The organism is Nocardia arthritidis NBRC 100137, assembly GCF_001612765.1.
GTDB lineage: Bacteria > Actinomycetota > Actinomycetes > Mycobacteriales > Mycobacteriaceae > Nocardia > Nocardia arthritidis.
Genome location: NZ_BDBB01000015.1, coordinates 58132 through 77420, shown reverse-complemented (window position 1 = coordinate 77420; position 19289 = coordinate 58132). Strand labels below are relative to the sequence as shown.

Sequence of the window (19289 nt, the reverse complement as noted above, 5' to 3'; positions counted from 1 at the left end):
GCCCCTCGCCGATGAGGCATCGACCCGTTCCTCGGCGACCATCGGTTCGCACTGCCACCTACGTCTGAGCCCTCTGGTCCCCGTGGCGCACATTCCGCCGGCGTCGAAGCCGTCTTCTTCGGTCCGACCGCATCACCCGTTTCTCGGATCGGCCCTCCAGGCAGGAGGCCCTGGGGGCGGATAGAGCCCAGGATGAGGATTCGGTGGCTGCTGCTGCATAAATGGAGGAGGCCGAACCGGCACATGCGGTGGGTGTCCGGTCCTACGGCGCTTGTTCAAAATGGCAGCTCTCCGGCGCTGATCAATGGAGATCGTAATCCGTCTCAGTATAAAAACCGGCACGGCACCGAGTATCGCTGCGGAGAAGATGAATGTCACGAAGACGTCGAACGACGAAGTGTAGCCCAATGCCGTAACAGTGCCGATTATCAGATAGCTCGTCCAGATGAACGAAGCGTAGTAGAAAGCTCTTGCGATTTTGCCCGGCCCGGTCCGGATTATTCCGATCAGCCAGAGTTCTCTGCGAAGATTATGCTCACGGATACGGCGTGACGATTGCTGCATGGACTGTGCCTGAAGTATACCTTCCATCGCCGCATCGATTATGTAGTCAATTTTCCTGGAGAGTTCGCCGGGATTCGATCGAGTGTCTCTCATGGAATGCAGCAATTGCACCGCGGCAAGCTGATCATGGGCGAAGCCGATCTGCCTTCTGCGCCGCATCTCCAAGTCGCGGGCCAGGCTCCACTGCTGAATCAGGACGCCTGTCGCTGCCACCAGTCCGGTTGCTATCGGCCCTATGATTGCCACGGCAACTTCTGTGCTATCCATGCGACGACTCCTTATCATGCTAGGATTTCACATGGCTACTTCGCCGCAAACATAATTGGATGTTACCCTGTAGCCAGCACGAAATACAGGTCTGAAGGCGTGTAAGTCCGTCTGTCCTTGGTTGGGCCGGCGGCGTCTGCGGCTCTGTGGTGTGCCGGAACGCTTCTCCGCCAGCGGACGCCGAGTTCGAGCCGTTCGATCCAGGTGTAGGTGAAGTGCAGGATTCAATTGAGTCGGGATCGGCTTCCTGGCACACGGGGCAGGTACTGCGATCGCTCAATGCGCGTCTCCGAAGTGTCATGCGGGTCAGCTTCGGTCCCATCTCTCAATGGACGTTTCGGAAATGAGAAATGCGCACCCCGTAATGGACGGTCGTGCCCAACGTGTGAGCGATGTCGTCGTAACCGCTTCGGCTCCGGAGGTGACAACCGTCCGGATCGGTGCTGATTTTCTCGTGGCATCGTGCGAGAAGGCCGCGAAGCCCTGCGCGTCCTGTCCGGTCGTCGGCGGCTGCACTGCTAATTGCCGACTACAGGGCGCGACCTCGGCTCGACCGAGTCCAGGTGAGCGTTCGACCGAGCGGCGAAGGACGTTGGCCCTGCCTGGGTGCATCTGCTCCCGACCGATTCGGGCGTGCAGGCCGATGGGATAGACAGTGGAGCGTCGCAGCTGCGGACTGTGTGAGTGGAGAGGCCATCGCGGAAGCCGCGTTCCACCTTGGTGCCGAGTGTGGGACTCGAACCCACACGTCCTTTCGGACAACGGTTTTTGAGACCGTCGCGTCTGCCAGTTCCGCCAACTCGGCGCACCGGGTGGCAACTATAGCGGGTCGGGTGGCGTGTGCGCGAATGGGTTGTCCTCTGCGGCGCGAGGGCGCGGTTTGCGCAGGGTATATGCGTTCTATGCCGAAGTGAAAGGTACTCTTTACATCACTCGACAGCCCGATGGATGGCCGATGGTCGCCCGGTGCGAGCGCGGCTTTCTTTCGGTTGGGTCGGGACAGGGCATCGGAACCAGAGGGGTCTACCTATGAGCACAGCAGCTGGGGGCACCGGCACCAAGCGGGACGCCGGCGCGAAGCGGGTCGTCGTCGCCGAAGACGAGGCGCTCATTCGCATGGATCTGGTCGAGATGCTGACCGAAGAGGGTTATCAGGTGGTCGGCGAGGCGGGTGACGGCCAGCAGGCGGTGGATCTCGCGGTGGAGCACCGGCCGGATCTGGTCATCATGGACGTGAAGATGCCGCGCCGCGACGGCATCGACGCGGCGGCCGAGATCGCGTCGAAACGCGTTGCCCCGGTGGTCATCCTGACCGCTTTCAGCCAGCGCGATCTGGTGGAGCGGGCGCGCGACGCGGGCGCGATGGCCTACCTGGTGAAGCCGTTCACGAAATCGGATCTGGTGCCCGCCATAGAATTGGCGGCCAGCCGCTTCCATGAGATCACCGCGCTGGAGAGCGAGGTCGCGAATCTCGCCGAGCGGCTGGAGACGCGCAAGCTGGTCGAGCGTGCCAAGGGTGTTCTGATGCAGACGCAGGGCCTTTCGGAGCCGCAGGCGTTCAAGTGGATTCAGCGCACCGCAATGGACCGCCGCACCACGATGAAGGCGGTCGCGGAGGTCGTCTTGGAGAACCTGACGCCGAAGTGACCGAGCGCGCGCAGCGGGAGAATTTACGCAGTCGAAACGTCGCGGTGAAGAAGAATTCGAAACGATGGCGCGCGCATGATCCGAATGTGATGCGGAACTAACGTGCCGACGCTATGTTCTGACCGGGCTGATGTCTCGGCCTCCTCGGCGACCCCGGGGGAGCACAGAACTTAGATGAGGTGAAACGTGCTTAGTTCGACATGGCGCAGTCGCTCGACGCGAGCTGTTCTGGCCGTCGGCGCCGCCGCCGCGCTGGTACTGACGGGTTGTAGCGACAAATCCACCAGCAGCGGTTCGGATTCCTCGGGCACCAACGGCGCGGGCGGCCTGTCCATCCAGCCGCTTCTCCAGGTCGACCAGCAGGGCAAGGAAGTGCCGAAGGCCGACGCGGCCGCGGCGGCCGATCCCGCGGGTGACGGCAAGGCGACCTGCGCGCCCGGTACGGCCATCGCGATGGCGGGCGCGCTGACCGGCCCCGACGCCGCGCTCGGCATCAACATCGTCAACGGCGTCAAGCTGGCCTTGGACAAGCACAACAAGGCCAACCCGGGCTGCAAGATCGAGCTGAAGCAGTTCGACACCGAGGGTGATCCGCAGAAGGCCACCCAGGTGATCCCGCAGATCGTCAACGACCGCTCGATCATCGGGCTGGTCGGTCCCGCCTTCTCCGGCGAGACGAAGGCGACCGGCAAGATTCTCAGCGATGCAGGCCTGGTGTCGGTCACCTCGTCGGCGACCAACGCCACGCTGACGCAGAACGGTTGGACCACCTTCTTCCGCGGTCTCGCCAACGACGACGTGCAAGGTCCCTCGGTGGCGAAGTACCTGGTCAACGGTGCGGGCTACAAGAAGGTCTGCGTCATCCAGGACAACACCGACTACGGCACAGGTCTGGCGAAGTCGATCACCGAGGGCCTCGGCGCCGCCGCCGACCCGGCGTGCGCCGCCAGCATCAAGAAGGGCGACAAGGACTTCTCCGCGACGGTCACCAAGGTGGCGGCCGCGAATCCCGACGCCATCTTCTACTCCGGCTACTACTCCGAGGGCGCGCCGCTGGCCCAGCAGTTGAAGTCCGGTGGGGTGAAGGCGGTGTTCGTCTCCGCCGACGGCACCAACGACCCGCAGTTCGTCGCCCAGGCGGGCAGCGCCGCCAAGGGCGCGAAGCTGTCGTGCCCGTGCGGTCCCGCCCCGGAGAAATTCGCCAAGGACTACGAGGCGCTCAACGGCCAGGCGCCCGGTGTCTACTCCGTCGAGGCGTACGACCTGACCACGATCCTGGCCAAGGGCATCGACGGCGGTAAGGTCACCCGCCCGGATCTGCTCGACTATGTGCGGACGTACGACGGTGCCGGCCTCGCGCGTCAGTACAAGTGGAACCCGAACGGCGAGCTGACGAACGCGCTGATCTGGGTGTACGAGGTCAAGTAGTCCCGGATCCCGGGCGAACGGCACGTACGGGGGTTCATCCGAATCCCCGTACGTGCCGTTGTTCGGTGGGCGAAAGGATGAGGGGCAGAAATAAATGAAACAAACGCTATCGGCCGGTGGGATTCAACTCGCTGCCGGTTCGATCGACTTCAACTACGAGGGGTTGGTCGATAGTTTCTGGCGACTGACTGTGGACGGCGTGACATACGGCGCCATCTATGCGTTGGTCGCCGTGGGCTACACCTTGGTCTACGGCGTATTGCGGCTGATCAATTTCGCCCATTCGGAAATTTTCATGCTCGGGTTGTTCGGGCAATTGATCGGGTTGATGATCTTCGGATTCGTCGCGAGTCCGGATGTCTACACCCAGGGCGTGGTGCTCACGGTCGTCTATCTGGGCTTGGCGATGATCGTGGGCATGCTGGTATCCGGCGGCGCGGCCGTCGGATTGGAGCGGGTGGCCTATCGGCCCCTGCGCAAACGGGGCGCGAAACCGCTGGCCTTCCTGATCACGGCGATCGGCATGTCGTTCGTGCTGCAGGAACTGGTGCACTTCGTGTTGCCGAAGCTGCGCCCCGATCTCGGTGGCACCAACGCTCAGCAGCCGATCCGGCTGGTCGAGCCCACCATTCAGTTCAGTTTCGGCGGTGCGGACGTCACCAACATCATGCTGCTGATAGTCGCGGCGGCGGTGGTGCTGGCGATCGCCACCGAGGTGCTGATCAACCGGACGAAGTTCGGCCGTGGCATCCGGGCCGTTGCCCAGGACCCCGACACCGCGACGTTGATGGGCGTCTCGCGCGAACGGGTCATCATGCTGACCTTCCTCATCGGCGGTGTGCTCGCGGGCGCGGCGGCGATGCTGTTCACGCTGAAGATCCCGAACGGGATCATCTACTCCGGCGGGTTCGTCCTGGGCATCAAGGCGTTCAGCGCCGCGGTGCTGGGCGGTATCGGCAATCTGCGCGGTGCGCTGCTGGGCGGCCTGCTGCTCGGTGTGGTGGAGCAATACGGCCAGATCCTCTTCGGCACCGAGTGGCGCGACGTGGTCGCGTTCGTGGTGCTGGTGCTGGTGCTGATGGTTCGCCCGACCGGCATCCTCGGCGAGAGTCTCGGAAGGGCGCGCGCATGACCGACACGACCAAGACGGCGTCCGCGCCGGACACCGCGCGCCGCGGCCTGGGCGATGCGATCCGCACCTGGTGGGACGGCCTGAGCAGGCCCGCGCAGTGGGGCGTCGGCGTCCCGATCCTCCTGCTGCTCGCGCTGCTGCCGCTGTTCCCGCCGCCGCTGCTGAACACCCCCTCCTACAACTTCGGCCTGGTGATGGCGCAGGTCGCGATGTACGCGCTGCTGGCCATCGGCCTGAATGTGGTGGTCGGGCAGGCGGGCCTGCTCGACCTGGGCTACGTCGGTTTCTACGCGGTCGGCGCCTACACCGTCGGCCTGCTCACCAGCCCCAACAGCCCGTGGAACCAGACCGACGGCGGCTGGCTCGATCCGAAGTGGGCGTGGCTGGCCTGCCTGCCGATCGCGGTGGCGGTGACCGCGGTATCCGGCCTGATCCTCGGTTCGCCGACGCTGCGGCTGCGCGGCGACTATCTGGCGATCGTGACCCTCGGCTTCGGTGAGATCGTGCGCCTGCTCGCCGAGAACCTCACGGAGATCACCAACGGCAGCCTCGGCCTGTCGGGTGTGGCCTACCCGCATGTGGGCGAATCCGCGAGCAAACCGGAGGGCGTGTTCTCCGGCGGCAACAGCGGCGACCCCGACGCCGTCAACCTCCTCGACCGCGCCAGCTACGGCACCTACTGGTATTGGTTCGGCATGGCGCTGGTCGTCGTGGTGCTGCTGGTGGTCGGCAACCTGGAGCGCAGCCGGGTCGGCCGCGCCTGGGTAGCCATCCGCGAGGACGAGGACGCGGCCGAGATCATGGGCGTGCCGACGTTCAAGTTCAAGCTGTGGGCCTTCATGATCGGCGCCGCGGTGGGCGGCATGTCCGGCGCGATCTACGCCGGACAGGTGCAGTTCATCAATCCCACTGGCTTCAACATCATCAACTCGATGCTGTTCCTGTGCGCGGTGGTCATCGGCGGGCAGGGCAACAAACTCGGGGTGATCTTCGGCGCGTTCGTCATCGCCTACCTGCCCGCGCGGCTGCAGTCGGTGAACCTGGTGAGCAACGAGTCGACCGGGTACGTCCTGCTGGCGATCGATGTCGCGGTGTTCGTCGCGCTGATCGTTGCCTGGCGGTTGTGGGCCGACCGGCTGGGCGTGTGGCCACGGCGCGGCGTGATCACCGGCATGGTGGTGACCGGCGTGCTGGCGCTGCTGTTGCTCGGCAGCGTGCTGCTGTTCCGCAAGGGCGGCGCGCAGTCACTGGGCGACCTCAAATATCTGTATTTCGGTATCGCGTTGGTGGTGATGATGATTCTGCGTCCGCAGGGTTTGTTCCCGGTGCGCCAGAAGCTGCTCACCTACGGCAGGCAGGTGTACCTGGCCGTGCGCAGACCGGTCTCCGCCGAGCCGATCGGAGCGGGCCGGTGACCGGGCCGGGCGCGGGTGACGCGCTGTTCGACAACGAGGACATGGCCGCGGGCTACGTGGCGCAACCGCAGCCGGAGTCGGCGGGCACGGTCGACATCACCCAGGTGATCCCGGACCTCGCCGACGCCGAGACCGTCGCGGAAGTCGTCGCGCCGCATCGGGATATCGAGACCGCGGTGGGCGAGCCGCTGCTGCGCACCGAGGGGCTCACGGTGAGGTTCGGCGGTCTCACTGCCCTGGACCAGGTGAGTTTCGAGATCCGCCGCGGCGAGATCCTCGGTCTGATCGGGCCCAACGGCGCGGGCAAGACCACCTGCTTCAACGCGATCACCGGTGTCTACCAGCCCGCCTCCGGGCTGGTGTACTTCGACGGCAAGCCCCTGACCAAGACCAAGCGCAACGCGATCACCCGCCTCGGCATCGCGCGCACGTTCCAGAACGTGCGGCTCTTCGGCGAGATGACCGCTTTGGAGAACGTCGTGGTCGGCACCGACGCACGGCACCGGACCTCGGTGCCCGGCGCGGTGTTCCGCACGCCGCGGCATCGGCGTGAGGAACGCGACGCCATCGAGCGTGGCATGGCGCTGCTGGAGTTCGTCGGCATCGCCCCGCGCGCGGTGGAGAAGGCGCGCAATCTGTCCTACGGCGACCAGCGTCGTCTGGAGATTGCCCGCGCGCTGGCCACCGAGCCGAAGCTGCTGTGCCTGGACGAGCCCGCGGCCGGGTTCAATCCGAGTGAGAAGTCCGCGCTCATGGATCTGATCCGAAAGATCCGTGACGACGGGTTCACCGTGCTGCTGATCGAGCACGACATGCGGCTTGTCATGGGCGTGACCGACCGGATCGTGGTGCTCGAGTTCGGCCGCAAGATCGCCGATGGGCTGCCCGCGGACATCCGGGACAACCCCGCCGTGATCGCCGCGTACCTCGGCGTGCCGGATACCGAGGTGAGCGAATCCGATTCGCCCGCAACGGAAGACGGCGAGAGTATATCGACATCGGATCCGGAGCCCGCAGCCGTGCCGCTCGGCAGGACGGCGGTCACCGAGCCGGTGCCCGAGTCGACGCGCGTGCCCGCGGGCGCCGGTCGGGGCGCCCCGCTGCTCGAAGTCGAGGACATGGTCGTCAACTACGGCAGGATCCAGGCCCTGCACGGGATCTCGCTGACCGTTGCCGAGGGCGAGCTGGTCACCCTGCTCGGCGCCAACGGCGCGGGCAAGACGACGTCGATGCGCGCGATGTCCGGGCTGCTGCCGCTGACCCGCGGCCGGATCATGTTCGAGGGCCGCGACATCACCCGGATGAAGGCGCACGAGCGGGTGACGCACGGGCTGATCCAGGCGCCGGAGGGCCGGGGCGTTTTCCCCGGTATGACGGTGCAGGAGAACCTCGACATGGGCTGCTATGGAAGGGGTTTCAAGCAGAAGGCCGAGTACGACCGGACGCTGGAGTGGGTGTTCGAACTCTTTCCCCGGCTGCTCGAGCGGCGCAAGCAGGTGGGCGGCACGCTCTCCGGCGGTGAGCAGCAGATGCTCGCCATCGCCCGCGCGCTGATGGCACGGCCGCGACTGCTGCTGCTCGACGAACCGTCGATGGGTCTGGCGCCCATGGTGATCCAGCAGATCTTCCGGATCATCAGCGAGATCAACCAGCAGGGCACCACGGTGCTGCTGGTGGAACAGAACGCCCAGCAGGCGCTGGCCCGCAGCGACCGCGCCTACATCATGGAAACCGGTGAGGTCACCAAAACCGGTCGCGGTGCGGAACTGCTCACCGATCCCGCGGTGAAATCGGCGTATCTGGGCGTGGGGTAGGCGGCCGACTCGCCGTGCGCGGGCCCGGGGCGTGTCATGTGTGCCCGGTGCCCGGCGGGCGCGCCGACTCCGGTGCCGCGCGGGGCTGCTCGAGGCATGATCGTGACCATGGATGGTCACGACGAGCTGATGAGCCTGGCCGAGCGGTACTGGGACAGTGTGCTCGAGGCGGCGCCGAGCGAGGCTACCTTGCTCGGCGACCGCCGCTTCGACGATCGGATCGAGGATCTGTCCGTCGATGCGGAGCAGCGGTTGCTGTCGACCTGGCGCGATCTGCTGCGCGCGGTCGACGCGCTCGACGCGGAGCCGTTGAGCCCGACCGACCGCATCACTCGCAGCCTGTTGCGCACCGAGTTGAGCGGCGCGGTCGAGCATCTGGAATGGCGGCCGGTGGAGATGGCCTCCGACCAGATGAACGGCGTGCACGCCGGCGTGCTGATGGTGGCGCCGCAGACGAACGCGCCGCGGCCCGAGCACGCGCTGGCACTGGTGCGGCGTTACCGGCAGTTCGGTGACATGCTCGGCCAGGCCGTGGAACGGTTCCGGGCGGGCCTGGCCGCCGGACGCGCGCCCGCGCGGATCACCATCGAGCGCTCGCTCAACCAGCTGGACGGCTACCTGGATTCCGACATCGCCGCCGACCCGTTCGTCACCTTCGCAGGGCCGCAGAGCTGGGACGGCGAGGCCGCGTGGCGCTCCGAAATGGCCGACGTGACGCGGAATGTCATCCGGCCCGCGTTCCAGGTCTACCGCGACGCGCTGTACGACGAGCTGCTGCCCGCCGCCCGTCCCGACGACCGGCCCGGCCTGTGCTGGCTCGGTGCCGACGGCGAGGACATCTACCAGCGACTGCTGCGCCACCACACGACGCTGCCCGATCTGGGCGCCGACGAGATCCACGACCTCGGCCTCGCCGAGCTGGCGAGGCTGCGCGAGGAGTACGCGACGGTGGGCGCGCGCCTGTTCGGCACCGGCGATCTCGGCGAGATCTTCGCCCGCCTGCGTGACGATCCCGCGCTGTGCTACGACGACGCGGAGCAGATCATGTTCGACGCCCGCCGGGCGCTGACCATGGCAGGCGCCGAGATGGGGAACTGGTTCGGGCGCCTGCCGAAGCAGTCCTGCGACATCGTCCCGGTGCCGGAGTTCCTGGCCGCGGATTCGCCTGCGGCGTATTACTTCCCGCCCGCCGCCGACGGTTCCCGGCCCGGCACGTATTTCGTCAACCAGCACCATCCCACCGGCCGCGGCCGCTACGAGACCGCGTCGGTGGCCTACCACGAGGCGATTCCCGGCCATCACCTGCAGCTCACCATCGCCAACGAACTCGACCATCTGCCGCGCTTCCAGCGCCAGTCCTTCGCCAACACCGCTTTCGTCGAAGGCTGGGCGCTCTACACCGAGCGGCTGGCCGACGAAATGGGTTTGTACGAGGACGATCTGGGCCGGCTCGGCATGCTGGCCGGAGACTCGTGGCGCTCCTGCCGGTTGGTGGTGGACACCGGCTTGCACGCGAAGGGGTGGACCAGGCAGCAGGCCATCGACTTCATGGTGGCCAACGCGCCGGTCGGACTGGCCGAGATCACCGTCGAGGTGGACCGCTACATCGCCATGCCGGGGCAGGCGGTCGCCTACAAGGTCGGCCAGCTGGAGATCCTGCGCCAGCGGGTGGCGGCCACCGAGCGGCTCGGCGCGGACTTCGACATCAAGGCATTCCACGACGTGGTGCTCGGCTCCGGATCGGTGAGCCTGCCCGTACTGCGAGAACTGGTCGCCACGCTGTGACGGCCGCGGGGCGCGATCGACACGTGTCCCGCGAGCCGGAAGTCCGGCGCCGGGGGCACCTGGGTGTCGGCGCATCGCCTTGTCGGTGCCGGTCCCTAGACTCTGGGGCGTGAGTTCACCCACGACCGCTCCTCGTCCCGCCCCCGCGTCCGGCTCCGGCGATCCCGGCTCGGGAGGCCGGCCGACGTTGCTGTTGCTGGACGGGCATTCGATCGCCTATCGCGCGTTCTTCGCGCTACCGGCGGAGAACTTCAAGACGGTCACCGGGCAGACCACGAACGCGGTCTACGGCTTCACCGCGATGCTGATCAACCTGCTGCGCGACGAGAAGCCCACGCACGTGGCCGCGGCGTTCGACGTCTCGCGCCAGACCTTCCGCGCCGAGGCGTACCCGGAGTACAAGGCCAATCGCAGCGCCACCCCGGACGAGTTCCGCGGCCAGGTCGAACTCACCAAGGACGTGCTGGGCGCTTTGGGCATCCCGGTGATGGCGATCGAGGGCTTCGAGGCCGACGACATCATCGCCACGCTCACCACGCAGGCGACGGCCGCGGGTTTTCGCGTGTTGATCGTCACCGGCGACCGGGACTCCATCCAGTTGGTGAACGAGAACGTCACGGTGCTGTACCCGCGCAAGGGCGTCTCCGACCTGACCCGGTTCACCCCGGACGAGGTGATGACGAAATACGGCCTCACGCCGAACCAGTACCCCGATTACGCGGCGCTGCGCGGCGACCCGAGCGACAACCTGCCCGGCATCCCGGGCGTGGGGGAGAAGACCGCCGCCAAGTGGATTCGCGAGTACGGCGACCTGAACACGTTGGTCGAGAAGGTCGATCAGGTGAAGGGCAAGGTCGGCGACGCGCTGCGGGCGAACCTGAGCAGCGTGGTGCTCAACCGGCAGCTCACCGAGCTGATGCGGGACGTGCCGCTGCCCTACACCCCCGACCAGCTGGCGCAGGGGCCGTGGGACCGCGAGAAGATCCATCAGTTGTTCGACGATCTCGAGTTCCGTGTGCTGCGTGACCGGCTGTTCGAGACGCTGGCGCCGCCGGAGCCGGAGGCGGAGGCGGGTTTCGAGATCAGCGGCGGCGCGCTGGAGATCGGCGCGGTCGCGGGCTGGCTCGCCGAGCACGCGAAAGCCGGTGTGCGCCACGGTGTCTCGATTCTCGGCGCGGGCTCCCCGGCCGGTGGCGACGTGCGCGCGCTGGCCATCGCGGCGGGCGACGGCGAGAGCGGTTACATCGACGTCAGCGTGCTCACCCCCGAGGACGAGGCCGCGCTGGGCGCCTGGCTCGCCGACCCGGCGACGCCGAAGGCCCTGCACGAGGCCAAGGCCGCCGTGCACGCGCTGCGTGGCCGCGGCTGGACCCTCGGCGGGCTGGCCAGCGACACGGCGCTGGCGGCGTATCTGGTCCGCCCGGGCCAGCGCACGTTCAACCTCGACGACCTGTCGCTGCGCTACCTGCACCGGGAGTTGCGCGCCGAGACCGACGAGACCGCGCAGCTGTCGCTGCTCGACGAGGAGGACGCCGTCGACGCCGAGCTGGCGCGGGCGCAGATGCTGCGCGCGCGTGCCGTCGCGGACCTGGCCGACGCGCTCGACCGGGAACTGGCCCAGATCGAGGCCACCCCGCTGCTGGCGGAGATGGAACTGCCGCTGCTGGGCGTGCTGTCCACCTTGGAGGAGGCGGGCATCGCGGTGGACACCGACCAGCTCGCGACGCTGCAGCGGCAGTTCGCCGACCGGGTGGCCGAGGCGGCCGAGGCGGCCTACGACGTGATCGGCAAGCAGATCAACCTCGGCTCGCCCAAGCAGTTGCAGGTGGTGCTGTTCGACGAGCTCGACATGCCTAAGACCAAGCGCACCAAGACCGGCTACACCACCGACGCGGACGCGCTGGAGTCGCTGTACGAGAAGACCCAGCATCCGTTCCTGGAGCACCTGCTCACGCACCGCGACGCCACCCGCCTCAAGGTCACCGTCGACGGCCTGCTCAAATGCGTCGCCGACGACGGCCGCATCCACACCACGTTCAACCAGACGATCGCGGCCACCGGGCGGCTGTCCTCGACCGAACCGAACCTGCAGAACATCCCGATCCGCACCGACACCGGCAGGCAGATCCGCGACACCTTCGTGGTCGGTTCCGGCTACCAGTCGCTGATGACCGCCGACTACAGCCAGATCGAGATGCGGATCATGGCGCACCTGTCCGGGGACGAGGGGCTGATCGAGGCGTTCAATTCCGGTGAGGACCTGCACACCTTCGTGGCGTCGAAAGCGTTCGACATCCCGATCTCCGAAGTGAGCCCGGAATTGCGCCGCCGGATCAAGGCGATGTCCTACGGCCTGGCCTACGGGTTGAGTTCCTACGGCCTGTCCGCGCAGCTGAAGATCAGCACCACCGAGGCGAAGGAGCAGATGGAGGTCTACTTCGCCCGCTTCGGCCGCATCCGCGACTACCTCTACGAGGTGGTGGAGCAGGCGCGCAAGGTCGGCTACACCGAGACGCTGTTCGGCCGCCGCCGCTACCTGCCCGATCTGGATTCCAGCAACCGGCAGCGCCGGGAATCGGCCGAGCGGATGGCGCTCAACGCCCCGATCCAGGGCACCGCGGCCGACATCATCAAGGTGGCGATGATCAACGTACACCGGGCGATGCGCGAGGCGGGGCTGCGCTCCAGGATGCTGTTGCAGATCCACGACGAACTGCTGTTCGAGGTCGCTGACGGGGAACGAGAGACGCTCGAGGCGCTGGCACGCGAGCAGATGTCCGCCGCGATCGCCCTGTCCGTGCCGCTGGAGGTTTCGGTCGGCGTAGGCCACAGCTGGGACTCCGCCGCGCACTGACCGGCGCGGCACAGGAGGACATGCCGTGCCCGACCGCAGGGGCCCGGCATCCGGCATCCGGAGAGCTACCATCGGGCCACCGCGTGCAAGTAAACGAATCACGGTGAACGGGACGGATGTCCCGTGCCGCGCGGCCACCTACCGTGGGGCTGGTCGTACAGAGGGATTCACGCATACCGAGCGCAGGGGATGGCCCATGACTGTCACCGAGGAGTACCTGGCGAACAACGCGGCCTACGCGAGCACCTTCCGAGGCCCGCTGCCGCTACCGCCCTCGAAGGGCGTGGCCGTGGTCGCGTGCATGGACGCGCGGCTGAACGTCTACGGCGCGCTCGGCCTGGCCGAGGGCGAGGCGCACGTCATCCGCAACGCGGGCGGCGTGATCACCTCCGACGAGATCCGCTCGCTGGCGATCAGCCAGCGACTGCTCGGGACCCGGGAGATCATCCTGATCCACCACACCGATTGCGGCATGCTCACCTTCACCGACGACGACTTCAAGGCGAGCATCCAGGAGGAGACCGGCATCAAGCCGGACTGGTCGGCGGAGTCGTTCTCCGACCCGGAAACCGATGTGCGGCAGTCGATCGCGCGCATCGTCGCCAGCCCGTTCGTGCCGCACAAGGACTCGATCCGCGGTTTCGTGTTCGACGTGGCCACCGGCAAGCTGAACGAGGTTCTTCGCCGTCAGTAAGGCGAATTCCCCACTACCGCAGTGAGATCCGGGTGTGAATCGCCGGATCTCACTGTGTTGTGGCGTGTTTCACGAGAGACGGTGCGGCACGAGGCGCGCCGAACCTGCTGTGAGGTCCACCTCGTCGCGCGGCGGCGCGCCGTCGGAGAGGTCCTCCCGGTGCATCAGCGTCGTCAGGCGCTGCTCGAACTCGCGGTGCTTGCCGCCCTGGAAGACCGCCGTGACCTCCTCGAAGCCCGCGGCCGCCACCGGACGGCCGGATCGCGTGCGAGTCCAGGGCAGTGCTCGGCTGCCGGTCAGCTTGTTCCAGGCCACTTCGGCGAAGGCCAGGAGGATGAGCAGCACCGCCAGACCCGGAATGGTCATGGCCACGAGGAGACCCATGTCACCGACGCTACCCTCGTACCGGCCGCAACGTCCTGAACTGCACAGATGGTACTCGTCAGTAGACAAATCGGGCATCGGATGTGGTTGCTATTGCGCCGCGATGTCCCTATCCTCGATGCCGTGCCGAATCCCGCCGACCGCCGCAGTGCAGCGCTCACCGTCGCAGACCGCGACAGCGCTCTGCTTTCGGCGTCGCTCATCGGGCCCTCCGTGGCTGCGCAGGCTACCGCCTCCGAGTCCGAGGTTCGCGCCGAGCTACTTCCGCTCACCGCGACGGTGGCGCCGCTTCCCCGAGTTCTCGTAGTAGCCCGCCGTAGCGGGGTCTGATCCGGGCCGGCCCCCTCGCTGCGGGCTTTTCCACTTGTTAGTGCTGGTCCCCTCTGTCAACTGAGCCACGACATTATTCGGGAAGACCTACTTTCAATGACCATTCTGACTCTTGATACAGACCTGTTCCGCGCCGCCGCTCCCAAGGCCCTACGTGCCGAAGCGGCTGGCCTGACCTCGGCGCAGTTCCACAGCCGCTACTGTGCGCACGGCGGTCCGATTCGCCTCGGCGAATGGTCGCCCGCGGGCGCAAGGACCGCGGAGTTCACCGCCACGCTGGAGTTCACAGGCCATCTGCGGACCGTCATCGCCACCGGCAGCCCCGTCGCGGCGATGACCTCTGCCCTCTACGAGGAGGGCTATCCCGTGGAGATCCTGCAATTCCACCAGCGGCGCACCGCGGAGGGCACCGCCACGTTCGTGCAGTGCGAATGCAACGGCAGGCGCGGCTGGGGCGCGGCGATCGCGGACGACGGCGCCGAGTCGACGGTCCGCGCCATGATCGCGGGCGTCAATCTGCTCGGCGTGTCCTGAGATCCGGCGTCCGGCCGCGGGGCGGCATCACGTCCCGCGGTTGGACGCTGGCCGGCCCCGGACGTGCAGGCGGGCCCGGATACGGACTGGCGCTTGCACGCGTCGATATCCGGGCCCGAATGAATACCCTTGCGGCGCAAGGCCTATCCCGCCGCATGGTCCACCGTGGGTCTGCTACTCGGCGGCCTGCTGCTGCTCGGCGATCTGCTTGCGCACCTCGTCCATGTCCAGCGCCTTGACCTGGGTCACCAGATCCTCGAGCGCCGCGGGCGGCAGTGCGCCGGGCTGCGCGAACACCAGCACGCCCTCCCGGAAAGCCATGATCGTCGGGATGGAGCGGATGTTGGCGGCCGCCGCGAGGCCCTGCTCGGATTCGGTGTCGACCTTTCCGTGCACCACGTCGGGGTGCTTGTCGGAGGAGGCCTCGAAAGTCGGTGCGAAACTCTTGCACGGACCGCACCAATCGGCCCAGAAATCGACGACTACCACGTCGTTTCCGGTGACTACCTCGTCGAAATTCTGCTGGGTCAGCGTCTGGGTGGCCATGACGTCCTCTCGTTTCGGTGTGCCTGCTACAACGCGGGCTGCTCCGGTTATCTTCCACGGCGGATCCGGCCGACCGGCCACTCGCGCCGCTGATCCCCGTCCCATCGACGGATACCCAGCACGGTCGCCGGAAAATCCCGGTCCCTGGCGACGGCGTGGATCGCCTCGCCGAGTTGGTGCGGCGGCACGCGCCTGGCCAGGGTGATGTGCGGGGTCCACGCGTCCGGTTGCACGTTGGCCGGTACGCCGGGGCACGGGGAGATCGTGTGGAAGATCCGGCGGTGCAGGGTGAGCAGCGCCTCGGTCGGAACCACCAGCCGCACCAGGATGGGACGGCGCGCACCGAAGACCACCACGCCACCGAGCCGTACCGGGATCGGCGCGAACACCTGCTCGTCCAGCGCCTGCTCGATGCGCGGCCAGATCTGCCTGGCCACCGCGGCGGTGATGTGCGGACGATTGGACTCGTCGGTGCGCGCGGCGAGGCTCCGCACACCGGCCTCCGCGAGCAGTTGCCACTGCCGGCGGATCTCGGTGTCGGCGGCCTCGTCGAGGAGTAGTTCGACCGACTGCACCATGGTCCCCGAAGGTAACCGCGATCGGCGTGTCCGCGGGCCGCTTCCGGCAGCACGGCGCGCCGGCGGGAGGATGTTCCGGTGAACGACGCGAACCAACCCCGCCGGAACCGGGCGCTGCGGCTCGGCCTGATCGATGGCGACGGGATCGGCCCCGAGGTGGTGCGAGCAGCCGGGCAGGTGGTCGACGAGGCGATGGCCGCGGCGGGAGCCGCGCCGGTCGAGTGGGTGCCGCTGCTCATGGGGCATCGCGCCATCGCCGAGTTCGGCGCCCCACTGCCCGAGCGGACACTCGAGGAGTTGGCCGGAGTGGACGCGTGGATTCTCGGCCCGCACGACAACGCGTCCTATCCGGCCGAACATCGTGTCGCGCCCGGCGGCCTTATCCGCAAGCATTTCGGCCTCTACGCCAACATCCGTCCCGCGCGGGCCTTCGCCGGTGTGCACGCGGTGGCGCCGGATATCGACCTGGTGATCGTCCGGGAGAACAGCGAAGGGTTCTACGCCGACCGCAACATGTTCGCCGGCTCGGGGGAGTTCCGGCCGACGCCGGATGTCGCGATGTCGGTGGGGCTGGTGACCCGTGCGGCCTGCGAGCGGATCGCGCACCAGGCTTTCCGGCTGGCCGCGACCCGCCGCAAGCGGGTGACCATCGTGCACAAGGCCAATGTTTTGCCGCTGACGATGGGGCTGTTCCGCGACGTCTGCCACGAGATCGGCCAGGCGTACCCGGGGATCGAGGTGGACGACGAACACGTCGACGCGGCGGCCGCGCACCTGGTCCGAGCCGCCGCCGATTACGACGTCCTGGTCACCGAGAACCTGTTCGGTGACATCCTGTCCGACCTGGCCGGGGAACTGAGCGGATCGCTCGGGCTGGCCGCGTCGCTGAACTGTTCGGCCACCACGGCGATGGCGCAGGCGGTGCACGGCGCGGCGCCGTCGCTGGCCGGGCACAACCGGGCGAACCCGGCGGCGCTGCAGTTGTCGTCGGCGATGCTGTTGCGCTGGCTGGCAACCCGGGACGCCGAGGTGACCTTGGCGCGGGCGGGTGAGCGGATCGAGCGGGCCGTGGCCGCGACCTTCGAGGCGGGCATCGCCACCGCCGACCTCGGGGGACTGGCCTCCACCAGTGAATTCACCGAGCAGGTGTGCGCCAGGGTGCACCGCCGGTAGCCGGACCCGGTCATTCGTACGCCGTCGGCGTTCGCTCGCCCGGAGCGCCGCACGGCCCGCACCCGGTCCTGAATTCGCAGGTCAGTGATGAGGAAGGTAGGGTGTCCCGCCGGTGAACCGGCATCGGACGGCGCGACCGGTCGTGTTGCTGTTGCATTACTGTCCAGCGCGGAGCGTCCCGGTCGCTTAGATTGCCAAACGGGTGATGACGCCCGGGTTGCGTGGAGCCGAAATGTGGAGGGCTGTTGTGTCTGATCGTTCGTTTCTCGGCAGGCGCGCCCTGCGAGCCACCATGGGTGCGCTCGCCGCGGGTGCGTTGGTGCTGACGGGCTGTACTACGAACACCGAGGACACCGGACCCTCGGCGGCCAAGGTGCAGGTGGACAAAGTCGACGAGATCGCCGCGCAACTCCCCGACAAGATAAAACAGTCCGGCAAGCTCGCCGTCGGCGTGAACATCCCCTATCAGCCGAACGAGTACAAGGACGCGAGCGGCCGGATCGTCGGCTTCGATGTGGATCTGATGGACGCGGTCGCTTCCGTGCTCGGCGTCGAGGCCGAATACGTCGAGTCGGCCTTCGAGAAGATCATCCCCTCCATCCAGGCCGGAACCTACGACGTGGGCATGTCGTCGATCACCGACTCCAAGGAACGCGAGCAGCAGGTCGACTTCACCACCTACTTCAACGCGGGCGTCCAGTGGGCCCAGCAGAAGGGCAAGCCGGTCGACCCGGAGAACGCTTGCGGCAAGAAGGTCGCCGTGCAGGCCACCACGGTGGAGCACACCGACGAGGTGCCCGCCAAGAGCGCCAAGTGCGTCGCCGAGGGCAAGCCCGCCATCGACATCAAGCCGTTCGACGAGCAGAGCGCCGCGACCAACGCGCTGGTGCTCGGTCAGGTCGACGCCATGTCGGCCGACTCCCCGGTGACGGCGTACGCGATCAAGCAGAGCGGCGGCAAGATCGAGAACGCGGGCCCGGTGTTCGACTCCGCGCCCTATGGCTGGGCGGTGCCCAAGGGCGCGCCGCTGGCCGCCGTGCTGCAGAAAGCGGTCCAGCACCTGATCGACACCGGCAAGTACCTCGAGATCACGAAGAACTGGGGCGTCCAGGAAGGCGCCATCACCAAGTCCGTCGTCAACGGCGCTGTGAGCTGATCGATGGCGGACGACGACACTCGGCCGGCGCCCGGCGATCCCAGGCCCGGCGGAGCGGACCAGGCGCGGGAGCCGGAGCCGATCAAAGCGGTTCCGCTGCGCAGGCCGGGGCGCTGGATAGCGGCGGCGGTCATCCTCGTCTTGGTGGCGCTGTTCGTCTACGGCGCGGCGACGAACCCGGCCTATCGCTGGGATACCTACGGGAAATACCTGTTCGACACCCGGATCACCGCGGGCGCCCTCGTGACGCTGGAACTGACCGTGTGCGCGATGGCGATCGCGGTCGCGCTCGGCACGACGCTCGCCGTGATGCGGCTGTCGCCGAACCCGGTGTTGCGCAGCACGGCGTGGGTGTATCTCTGGATCTTCCGCGGCACCCCGGTGTTCGTGCAGCTGGTGTTCTGGGGGTTGGTCCCCTCGCTGTACCGGCAGATCCACCTGGGCGTTCCGTTCGGGCCGCAGTTCTTCGAGTTCGACGTGCAGCACCTGCAGGCCGCGTTCGCCTTCGCGGTGCTCGGCCTCGGCCTCAACGAAGCCGCGTACATGGCCGAAATCGTCCGGGCCGGAATCAATTCCGTCGGTGAGGGGCAGCGGGAGGCATCGTTGGCCCTCGGCATGTCGTGGGGCCAGACGATGCGCCGCACGGTGCTGCCCCAGGCCATGCGTGTGATCATCCCGCCGACCGGCAACGAGCTCATCGGCATGCTGAAGACCACCTCGCTGGTCACCGGCATCCCGCTGAGCACCGATCTGTTCGGCCGGGCGCGCGACATCTACGGCGTGAACTTCCAGCCCATCCCGCTGTTGCTGGTCGCCGCCACCTGGTACTTGGCCATCACGAGTGTGCTCATGGTCGGGCAGTACTACTTGGAGCGCTACTACTCGCGCGGCGTCTCCCGCAGGCTGACCGGCAAGCAGCTGCAGGAACTCGCCGACGCTCAGCAGGTGGAGAAGGCGAAATGAGCGTGAATGTCGAGAAGACCACCGC

17 protein-coding genes, 1 tRNA gene and 1 pseudogene are annotated in these 19289 nt (G+C 67.3%); 14 read left to right on the top strand and 5 right to left on the bottom strand.

Translation table 11 applies throughout. From position 1 onward, the window contains the following. Positions 1–132: 132 nt before the first annotated feature. Positions 133–831: a hypothetical protein gene (locus NA8_RS33720; RefSeq protein ID WP_157106662.1), complete on the bottom strand. Its 699-nt coding sequence runs from the start codon at positions 829–831 to the stop codon at positions 133–135. Between the two features lie 718 nt (positions 832–1549). Then, positions 1550–1636, bottom strand: a tRNA-Leu gene (locus tag NA8_RS12340). A 224-nt stretch (positions 1637–1860) separates the two neighbouring features. On the opposite strand from NA8_RS12340, the gene NA8_RS12335 reads away from it, so the two are divergent. The 9 genes and pseudogenes from NA8_RS12335 to NA8_RS12300 all read left to right on the top strand — a co-directional run bounded on the left by NA8_RS12335 (position 1861) and on the right by NA8_RS12300 (position 13600). After that, entirely contained in the window at positions 1861–2478 is a 618-nt protein-coding gene (locus tag NA8_RS12335; RefSeq protein ID WP_040866041.1) for an ANTAR domain-containing response regulator, read from the top strand. A 186-nt stretch (positions 2479–2664) separates the two neighbouring features. After that, entirely contained in the window at positions 2665–3906 is a 1242-nt protein-coding gene (locus NA8_RS12330; protein ID WP_439957381.1) for a branched-chain amino acid ABC transporter substrate-binding protein, read from the top strand. A 94-nt stretch (positions 3907–4000) separates the two neighbouring features. Then, positions 4001–5038: a branched-chain amino acid ABC transporter permease gene (locus NA8_RS12325; RefSeq protein WP_063050519.1), complete on the top strand. Its 1038-nt coding sequence runs from the start codon at positions 4001–4003 to the stop codon at positions 5036–5038. Next, the gene (locus NA8_RS12320) at positions 5035–6453 is read left to right on the top strand and encodes a branched-chain amino acid ABC transporter permease (protein ID WP_063050518.1); all 1419 of its coding nucleotides are present in this window, start codon (positions 5035–5037) and stop codon (positions 6451–6453) included. The genes NA8_RS12325 and NA8_RS12320 overlap by 4 nt, the downstream gene beginning before the upstream one ends. Continuing rightward, positions 6450–7406 (top strand): annotated as a pseudogene (locus NA8_RS35020) (ABC transporter ATP-binding protein); the annotation flags it as partial. The gene NA8_RS12320 and the pseudogene NA8_RS35020, both read left to right, overlap by 4 nt. A 165-nt stretch (positions 7407–7571) precedes the next feature. Then, positions 7572–8267, top strand: coding sequence for an ABC transporter ATP-binding protein (locus tag NA8_RS35015; RefSeq protein WP_245663800.1), 696 nt, complete (start codon positions 7572–7574; stop codon positions 8265–8267). A gap of 108 nt (positions 8268–8375) precedes the next feature. Next, positions 8376–10052 carry a DUF885 domain-containing protein gene (locus NA8_RS12310; RefSeq protein WP_245663793.1) on the top strand — a complete coding sequence of 559 codons (1677 nt, stop codon included), beginning with the start codon at positions 8376–8378 and terminating at the stop codon, positions 10050–10052. Between the two features lie 109 nt (positions 10053–10161). Further along, positions 10162–12906 (top strand): DNA polymerase I, encoded by a 2745-nt coding sequence (gene polA / locus NA8_RS12305; RefSeq protein WP_084466727.1) that lies wholly within the window; start codon positions 10162–10164, stop codon positions 12904–12906. A 196-nt stretch (positions 12907–13102) separates the two neighbouring features. Continuing rightward, positions 13103–13600, top strand: coding sequence for a beta-class carbonic anhydrase (locus tag NA8_RS12300; protein ID WP_063050516.1), 498 nt, complete (start codon positions 13103–13105; stop codon positions 13598–13600). 69 nt (positions 13601–13669) lie between these two features. On the opposite strand, the gene NA8_RS12295 is transcribed toward NA8_RS12300, so the two are convergent. After that, positions 13670–13984, bottom strand: a complete 315-nt coding sequence (locus NA8_RS12295) for a DUF6191 domain-containing protein (RefSeq protein ID WP_063050515.1) — start codon at positions 13982–13984, stop codon at positions 13670–13672. 123 nt (positions 13985–14107) lie between these two features. On the opposite strand from NA8_RS12295, the gene NA8_RS12290 reads away from it, so the two are divergent. Both NA8_RS12290 and NA8_RS12285 read left to right on the top strand, forming a co-directional pair. Continuing rightward, positions 14108–14314, top strand: coding sequence for a hypothetical protein (locus NA8_RS12290; RefSeq protein WP_157106661.1), 207 nt, complete (start codon positions 14108–14110; stop codon positions 14312–14314). A gap of 96 nt (positions 14315–14410) precedes the next feature. Beyond that, positions 14411–14848: a 2-isopropylmalate synthase gene (locus NA8_RS12285; protein ID WP_063050513.1), complete on the top strand. Its 438-nt coding sequence runs from the start codon at positions 14411–14413 to the stop codon at positions 14846–14848. A gap of 174 nt (positions 14849–15022) precedes the next feature. On the opposite strand, the gene trxA is transcribed toward NA8_RS12285, so the two are convergent. Then, positions 15023–15394 (bottom strand): thioredoxin, encoded by a 372-nt coding sequence (gene trxA / locus NA8_RS12280; RefSeq protein ID WP_063050512.1) that lies wholly within the window; start codon positions 15392–15394, stop codon positions 15023–15025. A gap of 47 nt (positions 15395–15441) precedes the next feature. After that, positions 15442–15972, bottom strand: a complete 531-nt coding sequence (locus NA8_RS12275; protein WP_063050511.1) for a 2'-5' RNA ligase family protein — start codon at positions 15970–15972, stop codon at positions 15442–15444. Positions 15973–16050: 78 nt separating this feature from the next. On the opposite strand from NA8_RS12275, the gene NA8_RS12270 reads away from it, so the two are divergent. The 3 genes from NA8_RS12270 (at position 16051) to NA8_RS12260 (ending at position 19264) form a co-directional block, all read left to right on the top strand. Further along, complete coding sequence (locus NA8_RS12270; protein WP_063050510.1) at positions 16051–17145, top strand: isocitrate/isopropylmalate dehydrogenase family protein; 1095 nt, start codon at positions 16051–16053, stop codon at positions 17143–17145. A 292-nt stretch (positions 17146–17437) separates the two neighbouring features. Then, positions 17438–18301: an ABC transporter substrate-binding protein gene (locus NA8_RS12265; protein ID WP_245663799.1), complete on the top strand. Its 864-nt coding sequence runs from the start codon at positions 17438–17440 to the stop codon at positions 18299–18301. Positions 18302–18304: 3 nt separating this feature from the next. Next, entirely contained in the window at positions 18305–19264 is a 960-nt protein-coding gene (locus tag NA8_RS12260) for an amino acid ABC transporter permease (RefSeq protein WP_063050508.1), read from the top strand. Positions 19265–19289 lie beyond the last annotated feature (25 nt).

Coding starts and splice junctions, on each gene's coding strand:
- NA8_RS12275 (WP_063050511.1), bottom strand. CDS start 15,972: ATGGTGCAGTCGGTCGAACTACTCCTCGACGAGGCCGCCGACACCGAG.
- NA8_RS12310 (WP_245663793.1), top strand. CDS start 8,376: ATGGATGGTCACGACGAGCTGATGAGCCTGGCCGAGCGGTACTGGGAC.
- NA8_RS12285 (WP_063050513.1), top strand. CDS start 14,411: ATGACCATTCTGACTCTTGATACAGACCTGTTCCGCGCCGCCGCTCCC.
- NA8_RS12300 (WP_063050516.1), top strand. CDS start 13,103: ATGACTGTCACCGAGGAGTACCTGGCGAACAACGCGGCCTACGCGAGC.
- NA8_RS12325 (WP_063050519.1), top strand. CDS start 4,001: ATGAAACAAACGCTATCGGCCGGTGGGATTCAACTCGCTGCCGGTTCG.
- NA8_RS35015 (WP_245663800.1), top strand. CDS start 7,572: ATGGTCGTCAACTACGGCAGGATCCAGGCCCTGCACGGGATCTCGCTG.
- NA8_RS12295 (WP_063050515.1), bottom strand. CDS start 13,984: ATGGGTCTCCTCGTGGCCATGACCATTCCGGGTCTGGCGGTGCTGCTC.
- NA8_RS12320 (WP_063050518.1), top strand. CDS start 5,035: ATGACCGACACGACCAAGACGGCGTCCGCGCCGGACACCGCGCGCCGC.
- NA8_RS12260 (WP_063050508.1), top strand. CDS start 18,305: ATGGCGGACGACGACACTCGGCCGGCGCCCGGCGATCCCAGGCCCGGC.
- NA8_RS12335 (WP_040866041.1), top strand. CDS start 1,861: ATGAGCACAGCAGCTGGGGGCACCGGCACCAAGCGGGACGCCGGCGCG.
- trxA (WP_063050512.1), bottom strand. CDS start 15,394: ATGGCCACCCAGACGCTGACCCAGCAGAATTTCGACGAGGTAGTCACC.
- NA8_RS12265 (WP_245663799.1), top strand. CDS start 17,438: ATGGGTGCGCTCGCCGCGGGTGCGTTGGTGCTGACGGGCTGTACTACG.
- NA8_RS33720 (WP_157106662.1), bottom strand. CDS start 831: ATGGATAGCACAGAAGTTGCCGTGGCAATCATAGGGCCGATAGCAACC.